At 60.4% G+C, this 26,567-nt stretch carries 20 protein-coding genes; 8 read left to right on the top strand and 12 right to left on the bottom strand.

Annotated features, from left to right (window positions below; all coding sequences use genetic code 11):
• Positions 1 to 51 precede the first annotated feature (51 nt).
• The 3 genes from GGD50_RS07945 to GGD50_RS07935 are packed head-to-tail and all read left to right on the top strand — an operon-like array spanning position 52 to position 3,019.
• A complete protein-coding gene (locus GGD50_RS07945) occupies positions 52 to 1,215 on the top strand; it encodes a Re/Si-specific NAD(P)(+) transhydrogenase subunit alpha (protein WP_107109233.1) in 1,164 nt (387 codons plus the stop codon).
• Complete coding sequence (locus GGD50_RS07940; RefSeq protein ID WP_107109232.1) at positions 1,216 to 1,614, top strand: NAD(P) transhydrogenase subunit alpha part 2; 399 nt, start codon at positions 1,216 to 1,218, stop codon at positions 1,612 to 1,614. It begins immediately after the preceding gene.
• A 10-nt stretch (positions 1,615 to 1,624) separates the two neighbouring features.
• The gene (locus tag GGD50_RS07935) at positions 1,625 to 3,019 is read left to right on the top strand and encodes an NAD(P)(+) transhydrogenase (Re/Si-specific) subunit beta (RefSeq protein ID WP_107109473.1); all 1,395 of its coding nucleotides are present in this window, start codon (positions 1,625 to 1,627) and stop codon (positions 3,017 to 3,019) included.
• Positions 3,020 to 3,113: 94 nt separating this feature from the next.
• Here the strand turns inward: GGD50_RS07935 and GGD50_RS07930 are convergent, their stop codons facing one another.
• The 5 genes from GGD50_RS07930 to rpsU form a co-directional block, all read right to left on the bottom strand.
• Positions 3,114 to 3,596, bottom strand: coding sequence for a DUF992 domain-containing protein (locus GGD50_RS07930; RefSeq protein WP_107109231.1), 483 nt, complete (start codon positions 3,594 to 3,596; stop codon positions 3,114 to 3,116).
• A 78-nt stretch (positions 3,597 to 3,674) separates the two neighbouring features.
• On the bottom strand, positions 3,675 to 5,336 hold the full coding sequence (locus GGD50_RS07925) for a sensor histidine kinase (RefSeq protein WP_107109230.1): 1,662 nt from the start codon (positions 5,334 to 5,336) through the stop codon (positions 3,675 to 3,677).
• A gap of 244 nt (positions 5,337 to 5,580) precedes the next feature.
• Positions 5,581 to 6,660: an NAD(P)/FAD-dependent oxidoreductase gene (locus GGD50_RS07920; RefSeq protein ID WP_107109229.1), complete on the bottom strand. Its 1,080-nt coding sequence runs from the start codon at positions 6,658 to 6,660 to the stop codon at positions 5,581 to 5,583.
• Positions 6,661 to 6,808: 148 nt separating this feature from the next.
• A complete protein-coding gene (locus GGD50_RS07915; RefSeq protein WP_107109228.1) occupies positions 6,809 to 7,684 on the bottom strand; it encodes a tetratricopeptide repeat protein in 876 nt (291 codons plus the stop codon).
• Between the two features lie 138 nt (positions 7,685 to 7,822).
• Complete coding sequence (gene rpsU, locus GGD50_RS07910; protein ID WP_003585885.1) at positions 7,823 to 8,035, bottom strand: 30S ribosomal protein S21; 213 nt, start codon at positions 8,033 to 8,035, stop codon at positions 7,823 to 7,825.
• A 423-nt stretch (positions 8,036 to 8,458) separates the two neighbouring features.
• On the opposite strand from rpsU, the gene GGD50_RS07905 reads away from it, so the two are divergent.
• The 5 genes from GGD50_RS07905 to GGD50_RS07885 are packed head-to-tail and all read left to right on the top strand — an operon-like array spanning position 8,459 to position 14,046.
• Entirely contained in the window at positions 8,459 to 9,712 is a 1,254-nt protein-coding gene (locus tag GGD50_RS07905) for a sarcosine oxidase subunit beta family protein (RefSeq protein WP_107109227.1), read from the top strand.
• A complete protein-coding gene (locus GGD50_RS07900) occupies positions 9,712 to 10,131 on the top strand; it encodes a hypothetical protein (RefSeq protein WP_107109226.1) in 420 nt (139 codons plus the stop codon). The genes GGD50_RS07905 and GGD50_RS07900 overlap by 1 nt, the downstream gene beginning before the upstream one ends.
• A 15-nt stretch (positions 10,132 to 10,146) precedes the next feature.
• Positions 10,147 to 10,512: a sarcosine oxidase subunit delta gene (locus GGD50_RS07895; RefSeq protein WP_107109225.1), complete on the top strand. Its 366-nt coding sequence runs from the start codon at positions 10,147 to 10,149 to the stop codon at positions 10,510 to 10,512.
• Positions 10,509 to 13,505: a sarcosine oxidase subunit alpha gene (locus GGD50_RS07890; RefSeq protein ID WP_107109224.1), complete on the top strand. Its 2,997-nt coding sequence runs from the start codon at positions 10,509 to 10,511 to the stop codon at positions 13,503 to 13,505. The genes GGD50_RS07895 and GGD50_RS07890 overlap by 4 nt, the downstream gene beginning before the upstream one ends.
• The gene (locus GGD50_RS07885; RefSeq protein ID WP_107109223.1) at positions 13,498 to 14,046 is read left to right on the top strand and encodes a sarcosine oxidase subunit gamma; all 549 of its coding nucleotides are present in this window, start codon (positions 13,498 to 13,500) and stop codon (positions 14,044 to 14,046) included. The genes GGD50_RS07890 and GGD50_RS07885 overlap by 8 nt, the downstream gene beginning before the upstream one ends.
• A 488-nt stretch (positions 14,047 to 14,534) precedes the next feature.
• On the opposite strand, the gene GGD50_RS07880 is transcribed toward GGD50_RS07885, so the two are convergent.
• The 7 genes from GGD50_RS07880 to GGD50_RS07850 form a co-directional block, all read right to left on the bottom strand.
• Positions 14,535 to 15,023 (bottom strand): MaoC family dehydratase, encoded by a 489-nt coding sequence (locus tag GGD50_RS07880; RefSeq protein ID WP_107109221.1) that lies wholly within the window; start codon positions 15,021 to 15,023, stop codon positions 14,535 to 14,537.
• Positions 15,024 to 15,091: 68 nt separating this feature from the next.
• Entirely contained in the window at positions 15,092 to 17,065 is a 1,974-nt protein-coding gene (gene glgX, locus GGD50_RS07875; protein ID WP_107109220.1) for a glycogen debranching protein GlgX, read from the bottom strand.
• Between the two features lie 297 nt (positions 17,066 to 17,362).
• Positions 17,363 to 18,991 carry an alpha-D-glucose phosphate-specific phosphoglucomutase gene (locus GGD50_RS07870; protein WP_107109219.1) on the bottom strand — a complete coding sequence of 543 codons (1,629 nt, stop codon included), beginning with the start codon at positions 18,989 to 18,991 and terminating at the stop codon, positions 17,363 to 17,365.
• A gap of 4 nt (positions 18,992 to 18,995) precedes the next feature.
• The gene (gene glgA, locus GGD50_RS07865; RefSeq protein WP_107109218.1) at positions 18,996 to 20,438 is read right to left on the bottom strand and encodes a glycogen synthase GlgA; all 1,443 of its coding nucleotides are present in this window, start codon (positions 20,436 to 20,438) and stop codon (positions 18,996 to 18,998) included.
• Positions 20,439 to 20,441: 3 nt separating this feature from the next.
• Entirely contained in the window at positions 20,442 to 21,704 is a 1,263-nt protein-coding gene (gene glgC / locus GGD50_RS07860; RefSeq protein WP_107109217.1) for a glucose-1-phosphate adenylyltransferase, read from the bottom strand.
• Between the two features lie 26 nt (positions 21,705 to 21,730).
• Positions 21,731 to 23,938 carry a 1,4-alpha-glucan branching protein GlgB gene (gene glgB / locus GGD50_RS07855; RefSeq protein ID WP_107109216.1) on the bottom strand — a complete coding sequence of 736 codons (2,208 nt, stop codon included), beginning with the start codon at positions 23,936 to 23,938 and terminating at the stop codon, positions 21,731 to 21,733.
• Positions 23,935 to 26,397, bottom strand: coding sequence for a glycogen/starch/alpha-glucan phosphorylase (locus GGD50_RS07850; RefSeq protein WP_107109215.1), 2,463 nt, complete (start codon positions 26,395 to 26,397; stop codon positions 23,935 to 23,937). The genes glgB and GGD50_RS07850 overlap by 4 nt, the downstream gene beginning before the upstream one ends.
• Between the last annotated feature and the right edge of the window lie 170 nt (positions 26,398 to 26,567).

Raw genomic sequence — 26,567 nt, 5'->3', positions numbered from 1 at the left:
TATTGCGCTGCTGTATTCAGCGGCGCTGTCGTTTGACGCGAGGTGGTATCGTTGGGCAATCTGGTTTTTGTCGCCAAAGAGACCGTGGCGGATGAGACGCGTGTTGCCGCGTCCATCGAAACGGTGAAGAAAATGAGAGGCCTTGGCTTTGACATTGTGGTCGAAGCGGGTGCCGGCGCTTTGTCGCGCATTCCGGACGGTGAATACGAAGCCATCGGCGCGCGGATCGGCTCCGTTCACGATGCAGCCCAGGCTGATGTCATTCTCAAGGTGCGCCGGCCGACCGGCGGGGAGATTGCCGGTTACAAGAGCGGCGCGATCGTTATCGCCATCATGGATCCCTATGGCAACGAAGCGGCGCTCGCCGACATGGCGCGAGCCGGGCTGACGAGCTTCGCCATGGAGTTGATGCCGCGCATCACCCGTGCGCAGTCGATGGACGTGCTGTCATCGCAGGCCAATCTTGCCGGTTATCAGGCCGTGATCGAGGCCGCCGCGGTTTATGATCGGGCTTTGCCGATGATGATGACGGCGGCCGGAACAGTGCCGGCGGCGAAGGTCTTCGTCATGGGTGCGGGCGTCGCCGGCCTGCAGGCGATCGCCACCGCGAGGCGATTGGGTGCACAGGTATCGGCCACCGACGTCCGTCCTGCGGCCAAGGAGCAGGTCGCCTCGCTCGGCGCGAAATTCGTTGCCGTCGAGGATGAAGAGTTCAAGGCGGCGGAAACGGCCGGCGGCTATGCCAAGGAGATGTCGAAAGACTATCAGGCCAAGCAGGCGGCCCTCGTTGCCGAACATATCTCCAAGCAGGATATCGTCATCACTACGGCCTTGATTCCCGGCCGCCCGGCGCCACGGCTCGTCAGCCGCGAGATGCTGAAGGCGATGCGCCCCGGCGCAGTCGCCGTCGATCTCGCCGTCGAACGTGGCGGCAATATCGAGGGTGTCGGATTCGGAACCGTGTCCGATGTCGAGGGCGTCAAGGTGATCGGATATCCCAATCTGGCGGGCCGCATTCCGGCGAGCGCGTCTGCACTCTATGCCAAGAACCTCGTCACCTTCCTGGAAACGATGGTCGACAAGAATAGCAAGAGCCTCGGGCTTAACCGGGCCGACGAGCTGATCAAGGCGACGATGCTGACGGATGCGGGCGAAGTTGTGCATCCGAACTTCGTCGACCCGGATCAGCCGACGGTCAACAAGGGAGATCTCTAGATGGCCAGCCAAGCAATGGATCAGGCGCTCCAGCAATTGAATGACGCCATCAGCGCCGTGAGGACCGCGGCTGCGCAGGCGCCGGAATCCGTCAGCGCCATCTCCGGCGGCGCGATCGATCCCTTCGTATTCGAATTGGCGATCTTCGCATTGGCGATCTTCGTCGGCTATTACGTGGTGTGGTCGGTCACTCCCGCCCTGCATACGCCGCTGATGGCTGTGACGAATGCCATTTCTTCGGTCATCGTCGTCGGTGCGCTTCTGGCGGTCGGCATTTCCGCCAGTGGGCTTGCCACCGGTTTCGGCTTCGTGGCGCTGGTGCTCGTCTCGGTCAATATTGTCGGCGGCTTCCTTGTTACCCAGCGCATGCTGGCGATGTACAAGAAGAAAGACAAGTGAGGACGGCATGCTGAGCAATATCGCTGCCTTCCTCTATCTCGTTTCCGGCGTGCTCTTCATCCTGGCGCTGCGCGGCCTGTCGCATCCGGCCACAAGCCGCCGCGGCAATCTCTACGGCATGGCCGGCATGGGTATCGCCATTGCCACGACGCTGGTTCTCGCCACACCCTCCTTCGGCGGCTTCGTGCTCATCATCCTCGGCCTCGCCATTGGTGGTGGGGCAGGGGCCTATATCGCCCGCGTCATTCCGATGACTTCGATGCCGCAGCTCGTCGCCGGTTTCCATTCGCTGGTCGGTCTGGCCGCCGTTCTGGTCGCCGCTGCGGCACTCTATACGCCGTCATCCTTCGGCATAGGCGCGATCGGCTCGATCCATCACGAGGCTCGCGTCGAAATGGCGATTGGCGTCGCGATCGGCGCGCTAACCTTCACCGGCTCTATCATCGCCTTCCTGAAGCTCGACGGCCGCATGTCCGGCAAGCCGATCCTGTTGCCCAACCGGCATATCATCAACGCCGTGTTGCTGGCGCTAATTGTGTTCTTCATCGTCGGCCTTGGTGTCAGCGAAAGCCACTTCGATTTCTGGGCGATCGTCGCCCTGGCTCTCGCGCTCGGCGTATTGCTGATCGTGCCGATCGGCGGCGCCGATATGCCCGTCGTCGTATCGATGCTGAATTCCTATTCCGGCTGGGCGGCGGCCGGGATCGGCTTCACACTCGGCAATCTGGCACTGATCATCACCGGTGCTTTGGTTGGCTCGTCGGGCGCGATCCTCAGCTATATCATGTGCAAGGGCATGAACCGCTCCTTCGTCTCCGTCATTCTCGGCGGCTTTGGCGGGGAGACGGCTTCCAGTGGCGCCGATAACAGCGACAAGACGGTGAAGCTCGGCTCGGCTGAGGACGCTGCTTACTTGATGGCCAATGCATCGAAAGTCATCATCGTGCCAGGGTATGGCATGGCGGTGGCGCAGGCCCAACATGCGCTGCGCGAAATGGCCGACAAGCTGAAGGCGAACGGCGTCGACGTGAAATACGCCATTCATCCCGTCGCCGGCCGTATGCCGGGCCATATGAATGTGCTGCTGGCCGAGGCCAATGTTCCTTATGACGAAGTCTTCGAGCTGGAAGATATCAATTCGGAATTTGCCCAGGCCGATGTCGCCTATGTCATCGGTGCCAACGACGTCACCAATCCGGCCGCACGCGACGACAAGACGTCACCGATCTACGGCATGCCGATCCTTGATGTCGACAAAGCCAAGACCTGCCTCTTCGTCAAACGTTCTCTCGGCTCCGGTTATGCCGGCATCGACAACACGCTGTTCTATAAGGACGGCACGATGATGCTGCTCGGTGACGCCAAAAAGGTCACCGAGGAGATCGTCAAGGCGATGAATGGGTGACTCCCGTCTCCCTAACAAGGGAGATGCAGGGCACGGGAGGCTACGAAGGCGCTGCATGTGGGCGATCTGCAAGAATCGCCCTTACTTTACCTTCTCAAATCGACGCAGGTGCCAGGGTCATCTTCTCAACGCCAACGGCGACGTTGACGCCTTCCTGGGCCTGGACGTTGAGGGGCTGCAGCATGAAGGCTCTGTTGGTGCCGCCGGCGATAACCTTGGCGCCGCCACCGGCGGCAAAGCTGGCATCGGCGCCAACGCCGTAATATTCGCCGGCCAGCGCGATATCGGTGAATGGTGTGCCGGTCTTGGCGAGCACAGCCCATATCATGACGCTGCGGCCGGTAACGCCGAGATCGACACCGTATTTCTGGATCATGCCGGCATAACGCGCATTCGGTCCGCCGCCGCTCGGTTCAAACGTACACATCAGGTTTTTCTGGGACATGATGATCATGCCCGTCGATCCCTTCGACGTGCAGGTGAGCGTGCCGAGAGTGGAATAGTCTGCGGAGGCCGCAGGCGCAGCCCATACGGCAGCGGACAGCGCTGCGGACGCTAGAATAATGTGTTTCAGCATGGTCGTTCTCCTTTGGATTGACCAATGATGAAACTGGAACGGCTCCTGTGGTTGAAATGTTCCGGAAGGGGCTGTGGGCTATGCCCGCTCTCGTTCGCGCTCCATGGTGCTGCGCAGTGCGTTCAGCACCCAGATGAGGCCTGTCGAACGGAAGTCGATCTCGACGCTGCCGCTGAAGGCAGCGGCCGCATGCGCCTTGGTGACGGTCGTGCCGAAGCCCGTAATTGACGGCGTCTTGACGATCGGGCCGCCGCTTTCCGTCCAGGTGAGCCGGATCATTTGTCCGATCTCGCCGTCTGCGGTCGTCCATTCGATGGTGATTTTTCCTTCGGGAGCGGAGAGCGCGCCGTATTTCACCGAATTCGTCGCCAGCTCGTGCAGGATCAGGCCGAGATTCTGCACGGCTTCCGGCTTGAGCAGGAAATCCCTGCCCTTGATATCGAGTTGTTGCGGCCCCTGGAGGAAGGTGGCCAGATGAATGTCGATCACCCGCCGTAGCGACACGCCGGACCATTGTTCGCTGGTCAGGACTTCGATCGAGCGCGCCAGCCCTTCCAGCCGGTCGGCGACCGCGCGTTGAAAGGTGTCGACGCTGTCGGTTTGCCGGGCGAGCTGACGGGTCATCGCCTGGGCGAGTGCCAGCAGGTTCTTGGTGCGATGAACAAGTTCATGCATGACGAAATGCAGCCGGTCCTCGGTTTCGCTGCGATCGAAGGATGCGTTGGAAAGCGCGATGGCCATCTGATTGGCCTCGATGACACTGGTTTCGATCGGCGAAACGATCTCGCCCCGGCCCATGCGGTCTGCCATATCGGCGATATCCTGGATGGTGGTGCGCACTTGACGGGCCAGTGCATAGACCGCAATCAGCGCGATCAACAGAAGCGTGACGCCACCATAGATCAGGAAGCGCCAGGTGCTCATCAGCGAAGCCTGCGCCGGGGCAATCGGCCCCCAGACAACGGCCTTCCACGACCAGCCGGGAATTTGTGCATAGCCGAGCAGCGAGTGCGGCAGGACTTTCTCATCCTGATAGACGCCGCTTGAGGCAATTAGTTTCGCCAGGATATCCTTGTTGAATGGATCGCCAGGGGAATGATTGGCGGGGCCGCTGGCGGCAACGATATGGCCGGAACTGTCGATGACCGCAGCCGACCAGCCCGGCGCGAGGGCATCGGTCGTCACGAGTTTGGCGAGTTCATCGGCATCCTGTGTCATGGCCAGGGCCGCACCGGCCGGAGAATGATAGAGCGGCAGGGTGACGTTGTAGACCCAGCGATGGATGACCGATCCGATAAAGACGTCCGAAGCCTCGATGCGGCCTGAATCGAGGGCCGATTGCAAGGCGGCCATATTGCCAGTCTTGCCGAGCGGCTTGCTGAGCGGCCAGCGCGTGTTCAGCCGCATCTGACCGTCCTTGTCCAGAAGCAGGACGAAAAGCGAATCGGTGCGCAGCACCGTCTCTGTCCGGTCGAAGAAGGTGGCGATATCGTTGCGTTCCAGCTCCGGCGAGGAGGAGAGCAGTCGCAGGGTCGTCGCCATGTCCTGCAATTGCCGGTCGATGGTACGCGCCAGTGCCTGGGCGTCCTGAACCGTATCGCGCTTCAGCACATCGCGCTCGTTGCTTTCGAGCTGGACCAGCAGCAATGCCACGAAAGCCAGAATCGGCAAAGCAATCGCCAGTGCTATGGCGATCAGGTAAGCCCCAATCGAAGCCTTCGGGAAACGCGGCTTATTCATAGTGCGATCAACCGATCGGATCACCATAGGAATAAAAAGCGTCCACCCACGCGGGAATATTGGTCTTGATCACCATGTCGAGCGCCCCCATGCTTTTACCCGAGCAGCATGCTCTCGAAAGGGCCATGTTAGGGCTCGGTAAATTGCGTTGCAACATATGAAAAGTCACCGTCGTTAAATCGTAAATGATACCAGACACTTTGGAGGTGAGCGGCATCGGTTTGAGGTTAGGATGTACGAGTCATTAGCCTGTCGCCGCAAATCGGGACAGGCGGAATGGCGCAAGCTCAGGGTTGAGATTCCCGTCGACAATCTCCGCCGCCGCAAGCGAGCCGACAAGCGGCGCCAGCGTCACGCCGGAATGCAGGACGGCGAGATAAAGGCCCGGCGCGGCATCGACTCCGCCGATGATCGGGAAACCGTCTTTCGGGGTCGGCCGATAGCCGACCGTATAAAAATCGAGTTCGAGCTTGTCGCCGCCGCGCAGCATGGCTTTGACCTTGGCAAAAAGTTCGTCGGCGGCCTTTTGCGGTTCGTCGCCTGGATCGGTACCGCCGAAATCGCTGCCGGCAATGATCCGGCCTTCCATCGTCTGGCGCATATGCAACTCTGACGCTAGGACGAGGCCATTCAGCAATCGCGGAACGGGACGGGAATGAACGATCAGGCCCGGCGGCGTTTCGACTGGCACATCGATGCCGACGGATGCAGCGAGTGCTGCCGTGCCGCCGCCGGCAGCAAGAACGACATGATCGGCAAGCAGCGCTCCATTGGCCGTTTCAACGCCGATGATCCTGCCGTTCTCCCGTAAGAGCCGCCTAACCTCTGCGCCATAGGACAGCGTCGCACCGTGGCGGGCGGCATCCTCCAACAGCAAATTGGCGGCGGCAACCGGCTCGACGGCGCCTTCTTCGGCGACATGCAGCGCAAACGCAGGCGGATTGGCGAGATTGGGTTCGAGAGCGGCGCTTGTTTCGCGATCGACTCGCCGCAGACCATAGCCCCAACCGCCCTGCCGCGTGGCATAGGCCTCCAATTCGGCTTCCGGCAGATCCCAGCAGAGCCCGCCGCACCAGGAAAGCGGCAGGCCGGGAACGTCAGCCGCCAGCCGCGACCATTCCGCCATCGAGCGGCGACGGAAATGGAAATAGAATTCGGGATTGCCCCAACTGGCATTGATCCAGGCGAAAGAACGCGGCGTCGCCTCGCCGCCGGCATTTGCCGCGATCACCGTGACGGATGCGCCCTTGCGCGCCAAATGCCAGGCGATGGAAGCGCCGATGATGCCGGCGCCGACGACGATGATTTTCTGAGGAGGAGGCATGCGCGTCTCTCGTCCGATAAGGTCGGAGGGAGACTATGCGTTCAACAGCGCAAAGAAAAGCCGCCGGACGGATGATCGCGCGGCGGCCCACTGTTGTTCTCTGGCAGTTGTGGCAGAAAAAGCGCCATGCGCTTTTCCTGCAACTATTTTAGGCGCCCGCCCCGACGCGCGCCAGACCATCTTTGGCCGGCTGGTAGCTCGGATCGAGGTTGACGGCATGCTGATAGGAACGGCGGGCCTTGGCCTTGTCGCCACGACGCTCATAAACGAAGGCCTGGTTGGCCCAGGATTCGGCGACCTTGTTGTTGAGGTCGATCGCGTGGTTGAAATCGGCGAAGGCGTTGTCGTCGTCGTTCTGCGCGAGATAGGAGATACCGCGGCTGTTATAGGGCTCGGGCGAATTCGGCGAGAGCGAGATTGCCTTGGAGAAGTCGTCGATCGCCTTATCCTGCTGATTACGCTTCTGATAGATCACGCCGCGGCCGTTATAGGCGCGGCCATCCGTCGTGCCGAGGCTGATCGCCTTGGAGTAATCGTTGAACGCGTCGTTGTCGCGGCCGGACTGACGATAGAGATTGCCGCGGCCGATATAGGCGACGTCATAATTGGAATTGATCTGCAGCGCGGCATTATAATCAGCGACTGCTTCCGGTAGCTTGCCCATGTTGCGATAGATGAGCGCGCGGTTGGCATAGGCCTGATAGAACTTCGGATTGATCTGGATAGCCTGGTTGAAGTCTGCCAGGGCTCGACTGAATTCGCCGCCGCGGCCATAGGCCGTGCCGCGGACGTTATAGCCTTCCGGATCCTGCGGATTGGCATTGATGACCGAGGTCAGCGACGCAATGTTTTCCGAAGAGCCCTGCGCCTTGTCGATGCGGATCACCGTATCGGTGGAGGCGGTCTGGCAGCCGGAAAGGCCGATTGCAGCGAGAAGAGCCAAAGCGGGCACAGCAGCGGCGCGCTTCGAAACAAAAAAAGACAGTTTCGAAGAGCGGAACTGTTTGGACGTCGTGATTGCCATTATCGGGTTCGCTTTCCCCATGCGTTATATCAGGCTGTTTTGATTAATTCCGTTTGCCCGGACAATAAATCAAAAAGGCGGCGGCGAAACGACTCGCCCCCGCCAGACATGCATCTGAAAACGTCGAAAAAACGACGATTAGCGTGCGACCAGACCTTCGCGCTGTGCACGCTTGCGCGCCAGCTTGCGAACACGGCGAACAGCTTCTGCCTTCTCGCGAGCACGCTTCTGCGACGGCTTTTCGTAATAGTCGCGCATCTTCATTTCGCGGAAAATACCTTCGCGCTGCATCTTCTTCTTGAGAGCGCGGAGAGCCTGATCGACATTGTTATCGCGGACAAGTACCTGCACGAGAATCACGTTCCTTTGGTTTGGTTGATGCCAGCGGCAACTGCAGCGCCAAGAGGCAAAACAATAACGTTCGCGCGGCCGCAGCCTTGCGATTGGTAAGGCGAGATAGCAGATCGGTTTGTCAAAGTCTAGCCGGATCGTGAGTTTACGGAGGAAAAAGCCGTTGTCGAGCGTGAATTGAGCCGGCGGCGGCGTCTCCGACATGCTTATGTCCGGATCATAGTGGTTTGTTCCCTGGCACCACAAGCGGGCTGAGCGCCAACCCAAGAATCAAATGGAATGCGGCGACCTGTTTCACTATTCTTTTTAACCGTGTCGAAAGGCGGTCCTGATTGCGTCGCAAAAGAGCCGTTGCGTCGGTTTTTGATTTGCGATTTGTATGTCCCATTAAAAGGGCTTGATCCCTGAAGGAGTTGAGGGCGAATGCGTAAATACTCGGTCTTTGCCGTGGCACGGGAAGCAATGCGGGCTCACAAGGGGTGGGAGGCCCAGTGGAGTTCGCCGGAGCCGCGCAAGGAGTATGACGTCATCATCATCGGCGCCGGCGGTCATGGCCTGGGCGCGGCCTATTACCTTGCCAAGGAACATGGCATCACCAATATTGCAGTTCTTGAAAAGGGTTGGCTTGGCGGTGGCAACACCGGTCGTAACACGACCATCATCCGCTCGAACTATCTCTACGAAGAGAGCATGCACATTTACGAGCATTCGATGAAGCTCTGGGAGGGGCTTTCTCAGGATCTCAATTACAATGTCATGTATTCGCCGCGCGGCGTGATGATGCTGTCGCACAATATCCACGACCAGCAGTCCTTCAAGCGGCATATCAATGCCAACCGGCTCTATGGCATCGACAATGAATGGCTGACGCCGGAGCAGGCCAAGGCTTACTGTCCGCCGCTCGATATTTCGAAGACGGCGCGCTACCCGATCAATGGTGCTGCGCTGCAGCGCCGCGGCGGTACGGCCCGTCACGATGCGGTTGCCTGGGGATTTGCCCGCGCGGCCTCGGATCGCGGCGTGCACATCATCCAGAATTGCGAAGTGACTGGTATCCAGCGCGGGCCAGATGGCCGGGTGACCGGCGTCGACACGACGCGCGGCTTCATCGGCGCCAAGAAGATCGGCGTTTCGGCGGCTGGCCACACCACGGTTGTCATGCAGATGGCCGGTGTACGCGTGCCGCTGCAGTCGAGCCCGCTGCAGGCGCTCGTCTCCGAACCGCTGAAACCGATTTTCCCCTGCGTCGTCATGTCGAACACGGTGCATGCCTATATTTCGCAGTCCGACAAGGGCGAACTCGTCATCGGCGCGGGCACGGACCAGTACAATTCCTATAGCCAGACCGGCGGCCTGCAGATCATCACCCACACGCTGGATGCGATCTGCGAGCTGTTCCCGATGTTCCGCCGCGTCAAGATGATGCGCTCCTGGGGCGGCATCGTCGACAACACGCCGGACCGTTCGGCGATCCAATCGAAGACGCCGGTGCCGGGGCTCTATGTCAATTGCGGCTGGGGTACGGGTGGCTTCAAGGCGACGCCGGGCTCTGCCAATCTCTTCGCCCACCTGATTGCCCGCGATGAGCCGCACAAGTTCAATGCTGGGCTGAATCTGGAACGCTTCCGCACCGGTCGTTTGATCGACGAGGCGGCAGCCGCCGCCGTGGCGCACTGATGCCGACGGCGGTCGGGATTTTTCTTGCGGCAGGGCTTTCACTGCCGGCAGGAACGATTGTGACCGCAGTCAACGATCTCGTTCCAGGGGCCAAGGATTTTCGTATGCAGGTGATCCACAAGGCGAAGGATGAGGCCGATTGGCCCTTCATGGCTGAAAGTGGCGTGCTTGCCTGTGCCAAGGTGCTGAACAAGCCGGCCGTTTATTTCGTGCCGGAGCAGAAACCGGAGGCAACGCGGGCTTTCGCGCTTGATACGGATCTGCTGGGCATGAGCCTGGTCAATCTGGGAATGACCAACGTGCTGAAACCCTACGGATCGCTGGACGCGCTGCTGAAGCGCATAACACCTTTCGTCACCATGGGACGGCAGCTCTGCGCACAGCCTCCCGGCACAAGCCTTTCGGGCTCCGAGCTTTAACACAGGTAGAAAACGATGTTGCTGATTTACTGCCCCTATTGCGAGGAAGAGCGTTCGGAACTCGAATTCCGCAACGCCGGCGATGCGCATATTGTGCGGCCGGCCAATATTGCCGGGATCTCGGATGAGGAGTTCGAGGAATATTTCTTCCTGCGCGACAATCCGAAGGGTCTGATCTTCGAGCGCTGGCGGCATATCCATGGCTGCGGCCGCTTCTTCAACGCTGCGCGCGACACGGTGAGCGACCGCTTTTACCGGAGTTACAAGGCGGGCGAGCCGAAGCCCGATATTTCGACGCTGCTGCCCGCAGCCCCTGAGCCGGTGGCGCAAGACCAAAATGTACAAGAACAAACACCACAAGAAGAGGGATTCGCGAAATGAGCGGCGCCAACCGTATTGCGGGCAAGGGCCGTCTGACGCCGGCCAGAACCGCTCGCTTCACCTTTGACGGCAAAAGCTACACGGCGCTCGAGGGCGATACCGTCGCCTCGGCGCTGCTTGCCAACGGCATTCATCTCGTTGGCCGCTCGTTCAAGTATCACCGTCCGCGCGGCATCCTGTCGGCCGGCGCGGAAGAGCCCAACGCGTTGCTCGACATCTCCCGCGATTCGGCCCGCCGCCAGCCCAACGTGCGCGCCAGCGTCCAGGAAGTCTTCGACGGCATGAAGGTGCAGTCGCAGAATCGTTGGCCGTCTCTCGCCTTCGATATCGGCGGCGTCAACAATCTCATGTCGCCCTTCTTCGCCGCGGGCTTCTACTACAAGACCTTCATGTGGCCGAAGGCGGCCTGGAAGCATATTTACGAGCCCTTCATTCGCCGCGCGGCCGGTCTCGGCGTGGCGCCGACGGAGGAAGATCCGGATCATTATGCCAGCCGCTATGCCCATTGCGACGTGCTGGTGGTCGGCGCCGGCATTGCCGGTCTTTCGGCAGCACTTGCGGCAGCAGAGACAGGCGCCAAGGTCATCCTCTGCGACGAACAGGCGGAAGCGGGCGGCTCGCTGCGCTTTGACGCCAGCGTCAAGATCGATGGTGTCGAGGGCTATGTCTGGGCCCAGGATGTCGTCGCCAAGCTCCAGTCGATGGACAATGTGGAAGTGCTGACCCGCACGACGGCTTTCGGCTATTACAACCACAATTTCATCGGTCTTGCCGAGCGTGTCACCGATCATCTCGCAAAGCCTGGCCGCAAGTTGCCGCGCGAGCGTCTGTGGCAGGTCCGCGCCAAGCGCGTCATCATGGCGACGGGTGCGATCGAGCGACATATGGTGTTCCCGAACAATGACCGTCCGGGCATCATGCTGGCATCGGCGGCGCGCACCTATCTCAATCATTACGGTGTTACCGTCGGCGCCAAGATCGGCGTCTACACGGCGCATGACTCGGCCTACGAGGCTGCCTTCGACCTGAAGCGCGCCGGCGTCTCCGTCGCTGCGATCGTCGACAGCCGTGCGCGTCCGGGCGAGGCCGTGCTTGCGGAAGCAAAGCAGCTCGGCATCGAGGTGCTGACCGACTATGCCGTTATCGACACCTCCGGCAAGCTCCGCGTCGCTTCGATGACGGTGGCGCGCAGTGGCAGCAGGGGTTCGCGCAAGATCGCGATCGACGCGCTGCTCGTTTCTGCCGGTTGGACGCCCTCCGTGCATCTGTTCTCGCAGTCGCGCGGCAAGCTGAAATTCGATGCCGAGAAGCAGCGTTTCCTGCCCGGCACCTATGTTCAGGATTGTCTTTCCGTCGGTGCTTGCAATGGCACGGACGGACTGCAGGCGGCGATCGAGGAATCGCTTGCTGCCGGCGAATTGATGGCGCGGGCTGCGGGCGCGGGTGGCGAGGGGAACAAGATCCTGCTGCACGCCGAACAGGCTTTCGAATGGACCGGCGGCATGATCGGCGCGGCAGAAGGTGCCGGGCCTGACACCAATGCCAAGGCTTTCGTCGATTTCCAGCACGATGTCTGTGCAAAGGACATCCGCCTCGCCGTGCGCGAGGGCATGCACTCGATCGAGCACATCAAGCGCTTCACCACCAATGGCATGGCGTCCGATCAGGGCAAGCTCTCCAACATGCATGGCCTGGCGATTGCCGCGGAAATGCTCGGCAAGGATATCCCGCAGGTCGGTCTCACCACCTTCCGCGCGCCCTATACGCCGGTGACCTACGGCACGTTGATCAGCCATTCGCGCGGATCGCTGTTCGACCCCGCGCGCAAGACGCCGATGCATGCCTGGGAAGAGGCACATGGCGCCATTTTCGAGGATGTCGGCAACTGGAAGCGCGCCTGGTTCTACCCGCGCGCCGGTGAAACGATGCACCAGGCCGTCGATCGCGAATGCAAAACGGCGCGTGAAGTGGCCGGCGTGTTCGACGCCTCGACGCTCGGCAAGATCGAAGTGGTCGGGCCGGATGCGGCTCAGTTCCTGAACCTGCTCTACACCAATGCCTGGGACACGCTGAAGCCCGGTCGCTGCCGCTACGGCATCATGACCCGCGAGGACGGTTTTGTTTATGACGACGGCGTCGTCGGGCGTTTGGCGGAGGACCGGTTCCATGTGACCACCACGACCGGCGGTGCGCCGCGTGTGCTGCAACACATGGAAGACTATCTGCAGACGGAATTCCCGCATCTGAAGGTATGGCTGACGTCCACGACAGAGCAATGGGCCGTTATTGCCATACAGGGGCCGAAGGCGCGTGAAATCGTCGAGCCGCTGGTCGAAGGTCAGGATCTTTCCAACGAAGCCTTCCCGCATATGAGCGTGGCCGAGTGCAAGGTCTGCGGCGTGCCGGCACGGCTGTTCCGCGTCTCCTTCACCGGTGAAGTCGGCTACGAAATCAACGTGCCAGCGGATTACGGACAGTCGGTTCTGGAAGCCATCTGGGCGCGGGCAGAGCCGTTGGGCGCATGCGCTTACGGCACTGAGACCATGCACGTACTGCGCGCCGAAAAGGGCTACATCATCGTCGGCCAGGATACGGACGGCACGGTGACGCCCGATGACGCCGGCCTTTCCTGGGCCGTCTCGAAGAAGAAGGCGGACTTTGTCGGCATTCGCGGCCTGAAGCGGATCGACCTCATGAAGGAAGGCCGCAAACAGCTCGTCGGTCTCGTCACTCGTGATCCGAAGGTGGTGCTGGAGGAGGGTGCTCAGATCGTCGCCGATCCGAATGAGCCGAAGCCGATGACTATGTTCGGTCATGTCACTTCGGCCTATTGGTCGGAAAATCTTGGCCGCTCGATCGCCTTCGCATTGGTTGCCGGTGGTCGCGAGCGCATGGGCAAGACGCTTTACGTGCCGATGCCCGATAAGACGATTGCCGTCGAAGTGACGGATCTGGTGTTCTTTGACAAGGAAGGAGGCCGGATCAATGGCTGATATCGCAACCCGTAAACTGCCGCTCGCCGGCCGTCATGGCGGCTCCGCCACAGTTCGGTTGACGCCTGCTGCGCCCGCAAGCCGTATTTCGCTGCGTGCACCGGCAGAATCGCTCGATGGTCTGTCTTCAGCGCTCGGCCTCAGCCTGCCGCGCCGGCCGAAGACGTCGGCCCGCTCCGATGGTCGCTATGCTCTGTGGCTGGGACCGGACGAATGGCTGGTCATCGACGAGAGCGGCACCGAGCTTGTCGGCGTTGCCGCTTCCGCCGGTGTTCTGCATTCGGCGGCAGATGTCTCCCATCGCAATACGGCGGTCATCGTTTCCGGCCCCGGCGCCGAAGCAACACTTGCCGGTGGGTGCCCGCAGGATTTGTCGCTGCAGGCTTTCCCAGTCGGAGCCTGCTCGCGCACGCTGTTCGGCAAGGCGGAAGTCGTGCTGCTGCGCCTCGATGACGAGACGTTCCGCGTCGAAGTTTGGCGCTCCTTCTCCGACTACGCCTTCGGTCTGTTGGCCGAGGCGGCTGAGGATGCAGCCCTTTAGGTTTGACAGGACTTCGCGCGCGAAGCTGACATAAGATAGGCTCGGTGCGTGACGCCGATAGTTGGTGGCAATCGATCTTGTTTGCCATCAATCTTTGTCGCATACTGGTTGTATTGGCTGGTTCGCAACACTCGCCTTCAATCAGCATATCGCGCTGCGCGATAAAAGGTCATGTTCATGGGCTCTGACAAGGAAAGCCTTGAAGTCGATTCCAAGTCGTGGACCGGAATAGGGGCGCAGCCGGAAGGCTCACAACCTCAGATGCAAAGTGAGTACATCGGCATAGACAATATGTGTCGTCTCGGTTTGTGGTTTAGTTTGGGGCAGATAGTTTTTCGTATAATACAACAAATTATATCTGAGGAATTTTCTCTAAGCTTTCTGTATATAAATCCGGATTTAGGTTTCTACATATTTTATATTTCATGCGCGGTGGTCGCGTTTGTCATTCTGTTCTTCAGAAAAATGTCTCGCGATTCAAAAAATCCCTAAGCCTCTTCCGGCCGATCCTTCGGATCGAACTGCGAAATGGTCGTCCATGTCGCTGTGAGCGCTGGCTTGCGCTCATTTTCAGTTTCCACGGTCACGTCATAGGTCAGCATCAGCATGCTCGCACCACGCAGCCGCGTTTCGGCGAGCTTGAAGCGGCCGCGCACCCGTGCGCCGCATTTGACCGGCGACATGAAGCGGATCTGCTCGAAGCCGTAATTGATGCCCATGGTCTGCTCGCGGATCTTAGGCAAGCCGCTGTAGTTCATTGCTGAAAGCAGTGAGAGCGTCAGGAAACCGTGGGCGATGGTGCCGCCATAGGGCGTTTCGGCCTTGGCGCGCTCGGGATCGACATGGATGAACTGATGATCGAGCGTTGCGTCGGCAAAAGTGTCGATCATCGTCTGGTCGACCGTGAGCCAGTCGGAAACGCCGATCTCGGTTCCGACCAGCTTCATGATCTCAACAAGCGAAATATCGCCGGCCATTCCATCCTCGTCGGGCTTTGCTGCTTCTTGCGATCTTTCTGGCGAATAAAACCGGAAAGTCAACGGGCTCAGTTTTCGATGAGGAAGCAGACCGAACGCGCCGGCACGGTGATCTCGTCTTGGATCGTCACCGTTTCCTTCGGGTTCAGCAGCGACCAGCCAGCTTTGCCTGAGGCTGGCAGCTTGACGTGTTGTTCTTCGTTCGCGCGGTTCAGCAGCACGGCGAGACGGGTCTTCTTGCCGCTATCGCGATCTTGCGTCCCGATTGCCATTCCGAGCAGGCGGGCATCCGGCGTCTCCCAATCGGGCACCGTCATTGCCGTGCCTCCCGCGGAAAACCAGAGGACATCACCTTTGCCGTTGAAAAACTCCATCTCGCTGAAGGCGGTAAAGCGGCGGCGGAGGCTCGCAAGCCAGGCGGTATGGCCAATCAGCTCTTCGTCCAGTGTCGCCCAGTCCATCCAGGTAATGTCGTTGTCCTGGCAATAGGCATTGTTGTTGCCGCGCTGGGTGCGCCCGCCCTCGTCGCCAGCAGTCAGCATGACCGTGCCGCGTGTGGCAAACAGCGTCGACAGCAGCGCTTCGATGTCGGTGCGGCGTTTGCCGAGGATGGTGGGATCGTCCGTCTTGCCCTCGACGCCATTGTTCCAGGAGAAGTTTTCGTTGTGGCCGTCGCGATTGTTTTCGCCGTTCGCCTCATTGTGCTTGTGTCCGTAGGAGACGATATCCATCAGCGTAAAGCCGTCATGGGCGGCGAGGAAGTTGACGCTGCGGGTCTGGGTGCGGCCGTTGCGGCCGAAAAGGGAGGACGAGCCGGCGAGGATGGTGGCGATATCGCCGATCTTGTTGTGATCGCCGCGCCAGAAGCAGCGCAGATCGTCACGGGCGCGATCGTTCCATTCGAGAAAGGGAGCTGGAAAATTGCCGAGCTGATAGCCGCCGGGGCCGATATCCCAGGGTTCGGCAATCATGACGCGATCCTGAAGGACGTCATCGGCGAAGAGGGACCGCAGCGTCAGGCTTTCGGGATCGAAACCCTTGGCGGTGCGGCCGAGGACGGTGGCAAGGTCGAAACGGAAGCCGTCGATGCCGGCGTGGAGCACGAAATGACGCAGGCTGTCGATGATGAGCTGGCGTACCGCGGGCTGATCGCAAGCCACCGTATTGCCCGTGCCGGTGTCGTTGATCAGCACACCGGGCTGGTTCGGGTCATGGCGGAGATAGATCGGATTATCGAGGCCGCGCAATGACAGCGTCGAGCCTTGGCGGTCGCTTTCGCCGGTGTGGTTGAAGACGAGATCGAGGATGACGGCGATGCCCTCGGCGTGCAGCGCTGCCACCGTCTCGCGCAATTCTCTGACACCGCCGGGCGCCAAACGAGGGTCGAGCGCCATGAAAGCGACGGGATTGTAGCCCCAGCCATTGGTGAGGCCGAGCGGCGGCAGGTGCCGTTCGTCGATCCATGCGGTGATCGGCATCAGCTCGACGGCGTCGACATGCAGTCGCTTGAGATGGGCGATGACGGCAGGATGGGCGAGGGCGGCCAGTGTGCCGCGCTGTTCTGCCGGCACGTCCGGATGCAGCATGGTGAAAGGCTTGACGGCGATCTCGTAGATCAGGCCGCCCGGCTTGAACAATGGCTTGGCGGGCTTCACCGCTATATCGCGCGAGACGATCGCCTTCGGCATCAGATCCTGCGTGTCTTCGCCGAACGCGCCCAGGCGTGGATCGTAATGAAAGGGCCGGTCGATTTCCTTGGCATAGGGATCGACAAGCAGCTTCGATGGATCGAACCACAGGCCCTGATCCGGATCGTATGAACCGTGGGCGCGAAAGCCGTAGCGTGTGCCCTCTTTGGCGTCCTTCACAAATAGACGATGCGTATCGCCGTCGCGGGAGAGCGGCAGACGTGCGATTTCCTTTTGGCCCTCGCCGTCGAACAGGCAGAGTTCTATGCGCTCGGCATGTTTGGACGCGACAATAAATTCGACGCCCCAGTCGGTGAGAGTTGCACCAAGGCGGCGGGTTGTCGGCTCGGACATGTCTCGCGGGCTTTCTGGACAGCTAGAGCAATTCCAGGAAAAGTGCGCAGCGGTTTTCCGTCCGGAATTGCGTAGAAACAATAGGATAGAGCGCTGACCGCTCTAGCGTCCCCTCTCCCCGCTCCTGAGTTCATCGAAGGGCGGGGAGAGGGCTCGGGTGAGGGGCGGTGCGTTCGGCAAATTCACGGTGAATTTCGAGAAGGCCCCTCATCCGACCAGTCGCCGCTTCACTTCGTTCGGCAACTCCTGGCCACCTTCTCCCCGCATTTGCGGGGCGAAGGGGCTTAAACCTAAAACTCAGGTAATCACCGTCGGTGCATCACGGCCGGTACGGCCCTTGATATCGGCGATATCCTGGGCGGCGGCGATGAGGTCGGCAAGCGCTTCCTGGGTCTCGATGTTATGGCGGGTCGAATCCGGCTCGTAGCGCTCGATGTAGACGCGCAGGGTGGCGCCCGTCGTGCCGGTGCCGGACAGGCGGAAGACGACGCGGGAGCCGCCTTCGAACAGGATGCGGATGCCCTGATGCTGGCTGACCGATTTGTCGATCGGATCGTGATAGGCAAAGTCGTCGGCGGCGGAAACGGTGAGATCGCCGAACTTCGTGCCCGGCAGGGTCGGCAGCTTTTCGCGCAGGGCGTCGATCAGGCCGTTGGCGGCATCGGTATCGACGCCTTCGTAGTCATGGCGCGAATAATAGTTGCGGCCGTAGGTCGCCCAATGCTGGGTGACGATATCGACAACACTTTCGCCACGCACAGCGAGGATGTTGAGCCAGAGCAGCACGGCCCAGAGACCGTCCTTTTCGCGGACGTGGTTGGAACCCGTGCCGGAGCTTTCCTCGCCGCAGATCGTTGCCATGCCGGCATCGAGCAGATTGCCGAAGAATTTCCAACCGGTCGGCGTCTCGTAGATGCCGATGCCGCGCTTTTCCGCGACTCGGTCGGCAGCGCCGCTGGTCGGCATGGAGCGGGCGATGCCGGCGATGCCGTGCGAATAGCCCGGCGCCAGATTGGCGTTGGCGGCCAGGATCGCCAGGCTGTCCGACGGGGTGACGTAGATGCCCTTGCCGATAATTAGGTTGCGGTCGCCGTCGCCATCGGATGCAGCGCCGAAATCGGGCGCATCATCGCCCATCATCTCGTCATAGAGTTCTTTGCAATAGACGAGATTCGGATCGGGGTGATGGCCGCCGAAATCCGGCAGCGGCAGGAAATTGCGGACCGAACCGCCCGGCGCGCCGAGACGGATTTCGAAGATTTCCTTGGCATAGGGGCCGGTGACCGCGCTCATCGCGTCGAAGCAGAGGCGGAAGCCGAGGCTGATAAGGTTGCGGATGGCGCCGAAATCGAACAGCTCTTCCATCAGCGCGGCATAGTCTTCGACCGGGTCGATGACCGAAACGATCATGCCGCCGACGTCTTCGCGGCCGATGCGATCGAGATTGATGTCGGCGAAATCGGCGATTTTGTAGTTTTCGATGACCTTGGTGCGCTCATAGATCGCGTCGGTGATTTTTTCCGGCGCGGGGCCGCCATTGCCGATATTGTACTTGATGCCGAAATCTTCGGTCGGGCCGCCGGGATTGTGGCTGGCCGACAGCACGATGCCGCCGAATGCCTTGTATTTGCGGATGATGTTCGAGGCGGCAGGCGTGGAAAGAATACCGCCCTTGCCGACCATCACTTTGCCGAAGCCATTGGCGGCGGCCATCTTGATGGCCTTCTGAATGACTTCGCGATTGTAGAAACGGCCATCGCCGCCGATGACCAGGCACTTGCCGTGGTAGCCTTCAAGCGAATCGAAAATCGACTGGATGAAGTTCTCAGCGTAGTTCGGCTGTTGAAATACGGGAACTTTCTTCCGGAGGCCTGATGTGCCAGGCTTCTGATCCGCATAGGGTTTGGTGGGAATGGTTTTAATCATTTGATTAAGCGCCTCTCGAGACAAGGCTGGAGTAGAGGGCTGCATAGCGTTCTGCGCTCTTGCCCCAGGATACGTCGGATTTCATGCCCTGCTTTTGCATCTGCGTCCAGACCTTTCGATCCTGGAAAAGGTGCATGGCGCGGCGTACGGCTTGCAGCAGCCCATCGGCAGTGATGGGCGAAAACTGAATGCCGGTCGCGACTTTTGCCTGCAGTGCGGCGTGGTTGGCATCTATGATGGTGTCGTTGAGGCCACCCGTACGCGCAACGATCGGCAGGCAGCCATAACGTAAGCCATAAAGCTGCGTGAGGCCACAGGGTTCGAAGCGGGATGGGATGATGATGGCGTCGCAGCCAGCCTGCATCAGATGCGACATCGGTTCATTGTAGCCGGCGGAAACACCGACGCGGCCGCGATGACGACCGGCGGCGGAAAAAAGCGCGCCTTCAAGGGCGGCGTCACCCGCCCCGAGGATTGCGAGCTTGCCGCCCATTCGGACGATATCGCTGGAAATGCGGGCAAGCAGGTCCATGCCCTTCTGCCAGGTCAGGCGGCTGACGACGCAGAAAATCGGTCCGTCGTCGTTGTCGAGACCAAAATGCTCGATCACGAGCTTGCGGTTCGCGGCGCGGTCTTTCAGCGTCGTGGCTCCGTAGGTCTGCGCAATCATCGGATCGGTTTCGGGGTTCCAGATACCGTCGTCGATGCCGTTCACAATTCCGTGCAGGCTGTTGGCGCGGCTGGCAATGACGCCTTCAAGGCCCATGCCGAATTCTGGCGTCAGGATTTCCTCCGCATAGGAGGGACTGACCGTGGTGAGCGCATGGGCGGTCTGAAGCCCGCCCTTCAGGAAGCCGACATCGCCATAGTACTCGATACCTTCCATCGAAAAGGCGTGCGGAGGCAGGCGCAGACCGGGGAAGATATCCGAGCCGAACTGACCCTGGAAGGCGATATTGTGAACGGTGAGTACGCTCGGCAGTTCCGGGGTCGGATAGTAACGCATGTAGACCGGCACCATGGCCGATTGCCAGTCATGCACATGCACCAGATCCGGCCGCCAATTGGGCAGCAGGCCGGCGGCGATTTCCGCGCCGGCAAGCGACAAGGCAGCGAAGCGCTGCCAGTTGTCGGGATAGTCCTTGCCGGTGGCGTCGACATAGGGGCCGCCGCTGCGATTATAGTAGGCCGGGGCGTCGAGCACGAGAAGGGAAACCCCGTCGTGCTCGGCTTCGAAGACCGTGGCTTTCTCGCCGAGCAGGTCGGAAAATTCGAGGCAGGCCACCGGATTGCGAATGGCCTTCATGACCGCGGGATAGCCCGGGATCAGGGTCTTCGTTTCAACGCCATAGGGCTTGAGTGCGATAGGCAGGGCGCCGGCCACATCGGCCAAGCCCCCTGTCTTGATCAAAGGGAAGACTTCGGACGAAACCGAAAGAACTTTCATATGTCAGATATCCAGCTTGTCGATCATCGCCTGGGTGATCAGGCAGATACCGCTTTCCGTGCGACGGAAGCGTTTGCCGTCCAGTTCCGGATCCTCGCCGACCACCAGGCCTTCCGGAATGGTGACGCCATGGTCGATGACGACGTTCTTTAGCTGGGCGCGGCGGCCGATCTTGACGCTCGGCAGCACCACGGCCCCTTCCAGCTTGGAATAGGAGTTGGCGCGCACGCCGGTAAACAGCAGGCTGTTCGACAGGCTGGCGCCGGAAATGATGCAGTCGCCAGCAACGACGGAGGAGACGGCCGAACCGCGGCGGTCCTCGTCGTCATGGACGAATTTGGCTGGCGGCGTGATTTCGGCATAGGTCCAGATCGGCCAGGACTTGTCGTAGATGTCGAGTTCCGGCACCACGGCGGTCAGGTCGATATTGGCTTGCCAGTAGGCGTCGACCGTACCGACATCGCGCCAGTAGGCTTCGCGCTCGAAATCGGAACGCACGCAGGATTGCGTGAAGCGATGGGCCACGGCTTTGCCGTTCTTGACGATGTAAGGGATGATATCCTTACCGAAGTCGCGACTGGAATTCGGATCGGCGGCATCGCGGCGCAGGCACTCGATCAGGAATTTCGTGTGGAAGACGTAGATGCCCATCGACGCCAGCGCGAAATCGGGATTGCCGGGAATGCCCGGCGGGTCCGCCGGCTTCTCGACGAAATCGATGATCTGGTCCTTTTCGTCGACATGCATGACGCCGAAGCCGACAGCCTCCATGCGCGGCACTTCGAGGCAGCCGATGGTGACCTGCGCGCCGGAATCGACGTGCTGCTGCAGCATCCATTCATAGTCCATCTTGTAAATATGGTCGCCGGCGAGGATGACCATGTATTCCGGACCGTAGGGCTCGATGATGTCGATGTTCTGATAGACGGCGTCGGCCGTGCCTTCGTACCATTGCGTTTCGGAAACGCGCTGGCTGGCCGGCAGAATGTCGAAGCTTTCGTTACGCTCCGGGCGCAGGAAGTTCCAGCCGCGTTGCAGGTGGCGAATGAGGGAGTGCGCCTTGTATTGGGTGGCGACGCCGATGCGGCGGATACCGGAGTTCAGCGCGTTGGACAGCGCGAAATCAATGATACGAGCCTTGCCACCGAAATAGACGGCAGGTTTGGCGCGGCGGTCGGTCAGCTCTTTCAGGCGGCTGCCCCGGCCACCGGCAAGAACGTAAGCCATGGCGTCGCGTGCCAATGGCTGGATACGTTTTTCTACCATTTCATTCCTCCCTGTCTGTGATGATCTCAGAATTCCGGCTCAAGCATGATCGTCGCCAGTGGAGGTAGCGTTATCGTCGCTTGTATGCCCCCGCCCGCACTGACGGCCTGTACACGCCCGCCATTACCCTTGCCGCTGCCGCCGTAAATGTCGGCATCGGTATTCAATATCTCGCGCCACCGCCCCTCTGCTGGCAAGCGCAAGGTGTAATTCTCACGATAAACTGGCGTGAAGTTGGTGATGACCGCGACCGGCTTCTCGCCGGGCGCCTTGCGCAGCCAGGCGAAGACCGAATTCTCGAAGTCATCGACGATCAACCATTCGAAACCTTCGCCTTCGCAGTCCCGGGCATGCAATGCCGGTTTGCTGCGATAGGTGAAGTTGAGATCACGCACGAGGCGTCGCATGCCTTCATGCATGCGGTATTGCAGGAGATTCCAATCCAGTGCACGGGCTTCGCTCCACTCGCTCCATTGCGCGAATTCCTGGCCCATGAACAACAGCTTCTTGCCGGGATAGCCCCACATGAAGGCGTAGTAGGCGCGCAGGTTGGCAAATTTCTGCCAGTCGTCACCCGCCATCTTGGCGATCAGCGAACCCTTGCCGTGCACCACTTCGTCATGGGAGAGCGGCAGCACGAAATTTTCGGAGAAGGCGTAGATCAGGCCGAACGTCAGCTCGTTATGGTGATATCTGCGGTGCACGGGCTCGCGGGCGAGATAGCTCAGCGTGTCGTGCATGAAGCCCATATTCCACTTGAAGCCGAAGCCGAGGCCGCCTTCGTGGACCGGCTGCGATACTTTCGGCCAGGAGGTCGATTCCTCCGCGATGGTCATCACGCCCGGGTGCGAACCATAGAGCCTGGTGTTCATCGATTGCAGGAAGCGAACCGCCTCCAGGTTCTCGTTGCCGCCATATTCGTTCGGAATCCATTCGCCGTGCTTGCGGGAATAGTCGAGATAGAGCATCGAGGCGACGGCATCGACGCGCACGCCGTCGAGATGAAATTTCTCGGCCCAATAGAGCGCGTTGTTCTGCAGGAAGGCGAGAACTTCGGTGCGGCCGAAATTGTAGATCGCCGTGTTCCAGTCTGGATGAAAGCCCTTGCGCGGATCTTCGTGCTCGTAAAGCGCGGTGCCGTCGAACCAGCCCAGGCCGTGTTCGTCGGTCGGAAAATGCGCCGGAACCCAATCGAGGATGACGCCGATGCCGACCTTGTGACAGCCGTTGACGAAACGAGCCAAGCCTTCCGGTTCGCCGAAGCGGGCCGTCGGCGCGTAGAGGCCGGTGGTCTGATAGCCCCAGGACGGATCGTAGGGGTGTTCGGTGATCGGCAGGAATTCGATATGGGTGAAGCCCATGTCGACGCAATAGGGAATGAGGCGCGAGGCAAGCTCGTCCCAGGAGAGCATCGTGCCATCATCGCGGCGCTGCCAGGAGCCGGCATGCACCTCGTAGATCGAGATCGGCTGGCGGCGCTTGTCGACACTGGCCCAATGTTCGTGGTGTGCCGCGTCTTCCCAGACCTGGGTCATTTCGTTGGCGGTGACCGAGGCGGTCTTCGGCCGGAGTTCGCTGCGGCGGGCGAAGGGATCGGCCTTCAGTGGCAAGAGCACGCCGTCATGGCCGCGGATTTCGAACTTGTAGGCGACGCCGGCCGGAACGTCCGGCGCGAAGATTTCCCAGATGCCGGAGTCGGAGCGGAAGCGCATGACATGCCGGCGGCCGTCCCAACCGTTGAAGTCGCCGACCACCGAAACGCGCTGCGCATTCGGCGCCCAGACGGCAAAGTGAAAGCCCTGCACGCCCTCGTGCTTCAAGGGGTGGGCGCCCAACTTGTCGAACAGGCGTAGATGCGTGCCCTCGCGGACGAAGTAATCGTCCATCGGACCGAGGACCGGGCCGAAGCTATAGGGATCAGTCACCGCCCATTCGGCATCGCCGCGCCGGGCGCGATAGCGTACCGGCTGTTGTTTGGTGACCGTGATATTGCCGGAAAAGAACCCGGCTGGATCGACACAATCCAGCTCGCCGATGACGGAGCCGTCCAGCGCGGTGGCTGTGACGGCTTCTGCGCCGAGAATGAAGCAACGGGCGATGAACCCGTCATCCGTCCGATGCACGCCGAGGACGGCGAATGGATCGGAATGTGTGCCTGCGAGAATTGCAGCAATCTCGTCTGCCGAAATGTCCCTCAAGGCGGTGCCGTCAGCGGGTCTTTTCGGCTTTTTCATCCGGCTCTCCAGATTTCCTTGGCGTATTGACGAATCGTCCGATCGGAAGAGAACCAGCCCATCCGAGCGGTGTTGTTGATTGTTTTCGCATACCACTCGGAGGGCTTGGCCCAGAGGGCATCGACCTCGCGCTGGGCCGCGGCGTAGGCATCGAAATCGGCTGCGACCATGAACCAGTCATGGGCGTAGATGCCGTCGATCAGGCCGGCATAACGGCCGCGATCGTCCGGAGAGAAGACGCCCGACGCGATGGCCGAAAGCGCCTGCGCCAATTCGCGCGAACGTTCGATGACGGCGCGGGGATTGTGGCCGTCGCTGCGCAGATTGGCGACCTCGTCGGCCTTCAGACCGAAGATGACAATGTTGTCTTCGCCGACATTGTCGCGCATTTCGACGTTGGCGCCGTCCAGCGTGCCGATGGTGAGGGCGCCATTGAGGCCGAACTTCATGTTGCCGGTGCCGGATGCTTCCATGCCGGCGGTCGAAATCTGCTCGGAGAGGTCGGCGGCCGGAACCATGACCTCGGCAAGCGAAACGTTGTAGTTCGGCACGAAGACGACCTTCAGCAGGCCGCGCACCGAAGGGTCGTGATTGATGACGCGGGCGACATCGTTGATCAGCTTGATGATCAGCTTGGCGTTGTGATAGCTCGGCGCCGCCTTCCCGGCGAAGAGCTTTACGCGCGGCTGCCAGTCCAGTTCCGGGTGCGAGCGAATCTGGTCATAGAGCGCGATGGCTTCGATGATATTCAAAAGCTGGCGCTTGTATTCGTGGATGCGCTTGATCTGGATGTCGAACATTGCATCGGGATCGAGCTTGATGCCCATGCGGCTGGCGACGAGATTGGAAAGCTGCACCTTGTTGGCGCGTTTAACGGCGGCGAACTTCTCCTGGAAGGCGCTGTCGCGGGCAAACTGGTCGAGCGGCTTCAGCTTCTCCGCATCGTCGAGGAACGCGTCGCCGATGGTTTCGCGAATGAGACCGGTCAGGCCGGGATTGCATTGCATCAGCCAGCGACGCGGCGTGATGCCGTTGGTCTTGTTGTTGATGCGATCAGGATAGAGTTTGTGAAGGTCGGAGAAGACAGTGACCTTCATCAGATCGGTATGGAGCGCCGAGACGCCGTTGATCGAGTGCGAGCCGACGAAGGCGAGATTGCCCATGCGCAGGCGGCGGTCGCCGTTTTCATCGATCAGCGAGATCGAGCGGATTTCCGCGTCGCTGAAATTGCGAGCCTTGCGGGCTTCGACCAGGATCTTGGCATTGATCGCATAGACGATCTGCATGTGGCGGGGCAGCAGCCGTTCGAACAGCGGCACCGGCCAGCTTTCCAGCGCTTCGGGGAGAAGCGTGTGGTTGGTGTAGCCGAAGGTGTTGCGGGTGATATCCCAGGCGGCGTCGAACTCGAGGCCGTGAACATCGACCAGAAGGCGCATCATTTCGGCGACGGAGACGGCCGGATGGGTATCGTTCAGTTGGATTGCGACCTTGTCGGCGAGATTGGTCAGATCGTCATATTGCTGCAGATGGCGGCGCAGGATGTCTTGCAGCGAGGCGGACGAGAAGAAGAATTCCTGGCGCAGACGCAGTTCCTGGCCGGCGGGCGTCGCATCGGCCGGATAAAGAACGCGGGTCAGGCTTTCCGCCTTGTTGCTTTCGCGGAGTGCGCCGATATGGTCGCCGGCGTTGAAGGCGTCGAGCAGGATCGGGTCGATCGGCTGTGCCGACCAAAGGCGCAGCGTGTTGACCCGCTTGGCGCGCCAGCCGACGACGGGCGTATCGAAAGCGGCGGCGATGACGCGCTCGGCCGGCTTCCAGACATAGCGCGGCTGGTCGTCATGGCCGCTGACGAATTCGACGGCGCCGCCGAAGCCGATTTCGTAGGCGCTTTCCTGACGCTCGAATTCCCAAGGGTTACCGTGGGCAAGCCAGGTTTCTGGCAGTTCAACTTGCCAGCCGTCGGCCATCTGCTGGCGGAAAAGGCCGTGGACATAACGAATGCCGTAGCCATAGGCCGGCACATCCACCGTCGCCATGGATTCCATGAAGCAGGCGGCGAGGCGGCCAAGGCCGCCATTGCCGAGCGCTGCGTCAGGCTCAAGGCCGGCGATGACGCGGATGTCGACGCCGAGTGAGGAGAGCGCATTGGTGATCTCCTCCATCAGGCCGAGGTTCGAAACGGCATCGCGCATCAGGCGGCCGATGAGGAATTCGAGAGATAGATAGTAGACGCGCTTGGCACCGGTCTCATACACCTTGCGGGTCGAATCCATCCACTTGTCGATGACGCGGTCGCGAATGACGAGGATCGTCGCCGTCAGCCAATCGTGCGGCTTGGCGACTTTTGCATCCTTGCCGATGCGATAGGTCAAGCGCTCGATGATTTCTTCCGCAAGGATTTCCGGCTGAGAACTGCGGGGCGCCGGAACGGGGAGATTGGCCTTGGTCAAGTTATTCATACTATCAAGTCTCGCCATTTGTGATTTATATTCAGGGCGTTACGCCTCATAAATCAAATTGCCATCGCCTTTACCTAGCAGTTTATGCACCGATGTAAAGGCGTTGCAACAAGTGAATTAGGCAGATGCGAAAATACCGGGCAAACGCCCTCAAAGCGCTAAAAAGACTT

The organism is Martinezella paranaensis, from assembly GCF_014200235.1.
Classification (GTDB): domain Bacteria; phylum Pseudomonadota; class Alphaproteobacteria; order Rhizobiales; family Rhizobiaceae; genus Rhizobium; species Rhizobium paranaense.
The sequence above is the reverse complement of the archived record's forward strand: the minus strand, read 5'-3'. Positions and strand labels throughout refer to the sequence as shown.

Excerpts from the sequence above, each read along its gene's own strand:
- GGD50_RS07870 (WP_107109219.1), bottom strand. The coding sequence starts at position 18,991 with ATGATTAAAACCATTCCCACCAAACCCTATGCGGATCAGAAGCCTGGC.
- GGD50_RS07850 (WP_107109215.1), bottom strand. The coding sequence starts at position 26,397 with ATGAATAACTTGACCAAGGCCAATCTCCCCGTTCCGGCGCCCCGCAGT.
- glgA (WP_107109218.1), bottom strand. The coding sequence starts at position 20,438 with ATGAAAGTTCTTTCGGTTTCGTCCGAAGTCTTCCCTTTGATCAAGACA.
- GGD50_RS07920 (WP_107109229.1), bottom strand. The coding sequence starts at position 6,660 with ATGCCTCCTCCTCAGAAAATCATCGTCGTCGGCGCCGGCATCATCGGC.
- GGD50_RS07905 (WP_107109227.1), top strand. The coding sequence starts at position 8,459 with ATGCGTAAATACTCGGTCTTTGCCGTGGCACGGGAAGCAATGCGGGCT.
- GGD50_RS07930 (WP_107109231.1), bottom strand. The coding sequence starts at position 3,596 with ATGCTGAAACACATTATTCTAGCGTCCGCAGCGCTGTCCGCTGCCGTA.
- GGD50_RS07900 (WP_107109226.1), top strand. The coding sequence starts at position 9,712 with ATGCCGACGGCGGTCGGGATTTTTCTTGCGGCAGGGCTTTCACTGCCG.
- GGD50_RS07890 (WP_107109224.1), top strand. The coding sequence starts at position 10,509 with ATGAGCGGCGCCAACCGTATTGCGGGCAAGGGCCGTCTGACGCCGGCC.
- glgC (WP_107109217.1), bottom strand. The coding sequence starts at position 21,704 with ATGGTAGAAAAACGTATCCAGCCATTGGCACGCGACGCCATGGCTTAC.
- GGD50_RS07885 (WP_107109223.1), top strand. The coding sequence starts at position 13,498 with ATGGCTGATATCGCAACCCGTAAACTGCCGCTCGCCGGCCGTCATGGC.
- GGD50_RS07895 (WP_107109225.1), top strand. The coding sequence starts at position 10,147 with ATGTTGCTGATTTACTGCCCCTATTGCGAGGAAGAGCGTTCGGAACTC.
- GGD50_RS07925 (WP_107109230.1), bottom strand. The coding sequence starts at position 5,336 with ATGAATAAGCCGCGTTTCCCGAAGGCTTCGATTGGGGCTTACCTGATC.
- glgB (WP_107109216.1), bottom strand. The coding sequence starts at position 23,938 with ATGAAAAAGCCGAAAAGACCCGCTGACGGCACCGCCTTGAGGGACATT.
- GGD50_RS07940 (WP_107109232.1), top strand. The coding sequence starts at position 1,216 with ATGGCCAGCCAAGCAATGGATCAGGCGCTCCAGCAATTGAATGACGCC.
- glgX (WP_107109220.1), bottom strand. The coding sequence starts at position 17,065 with ATGTCCGAGCCGACAACCCGCCGCCTTGGTGCAACTCTCACCGACTGG.
- GGD50_RS07915 (WP_107109228.1), bottom strand. The coding sequence starts at position 7,684 with ATGGCAATCACGACGTCCAAACAGTTCCGCTCTTCGAAACTGTCTTTT.
- GGD50_RS07880 (WP_107109221.1), bottom strand. The coding sequence starts at position 15,023 with ATGGCCGGCGATATTTCGCTTGTTGAGATCATGAAGCTGGTCGGAACC.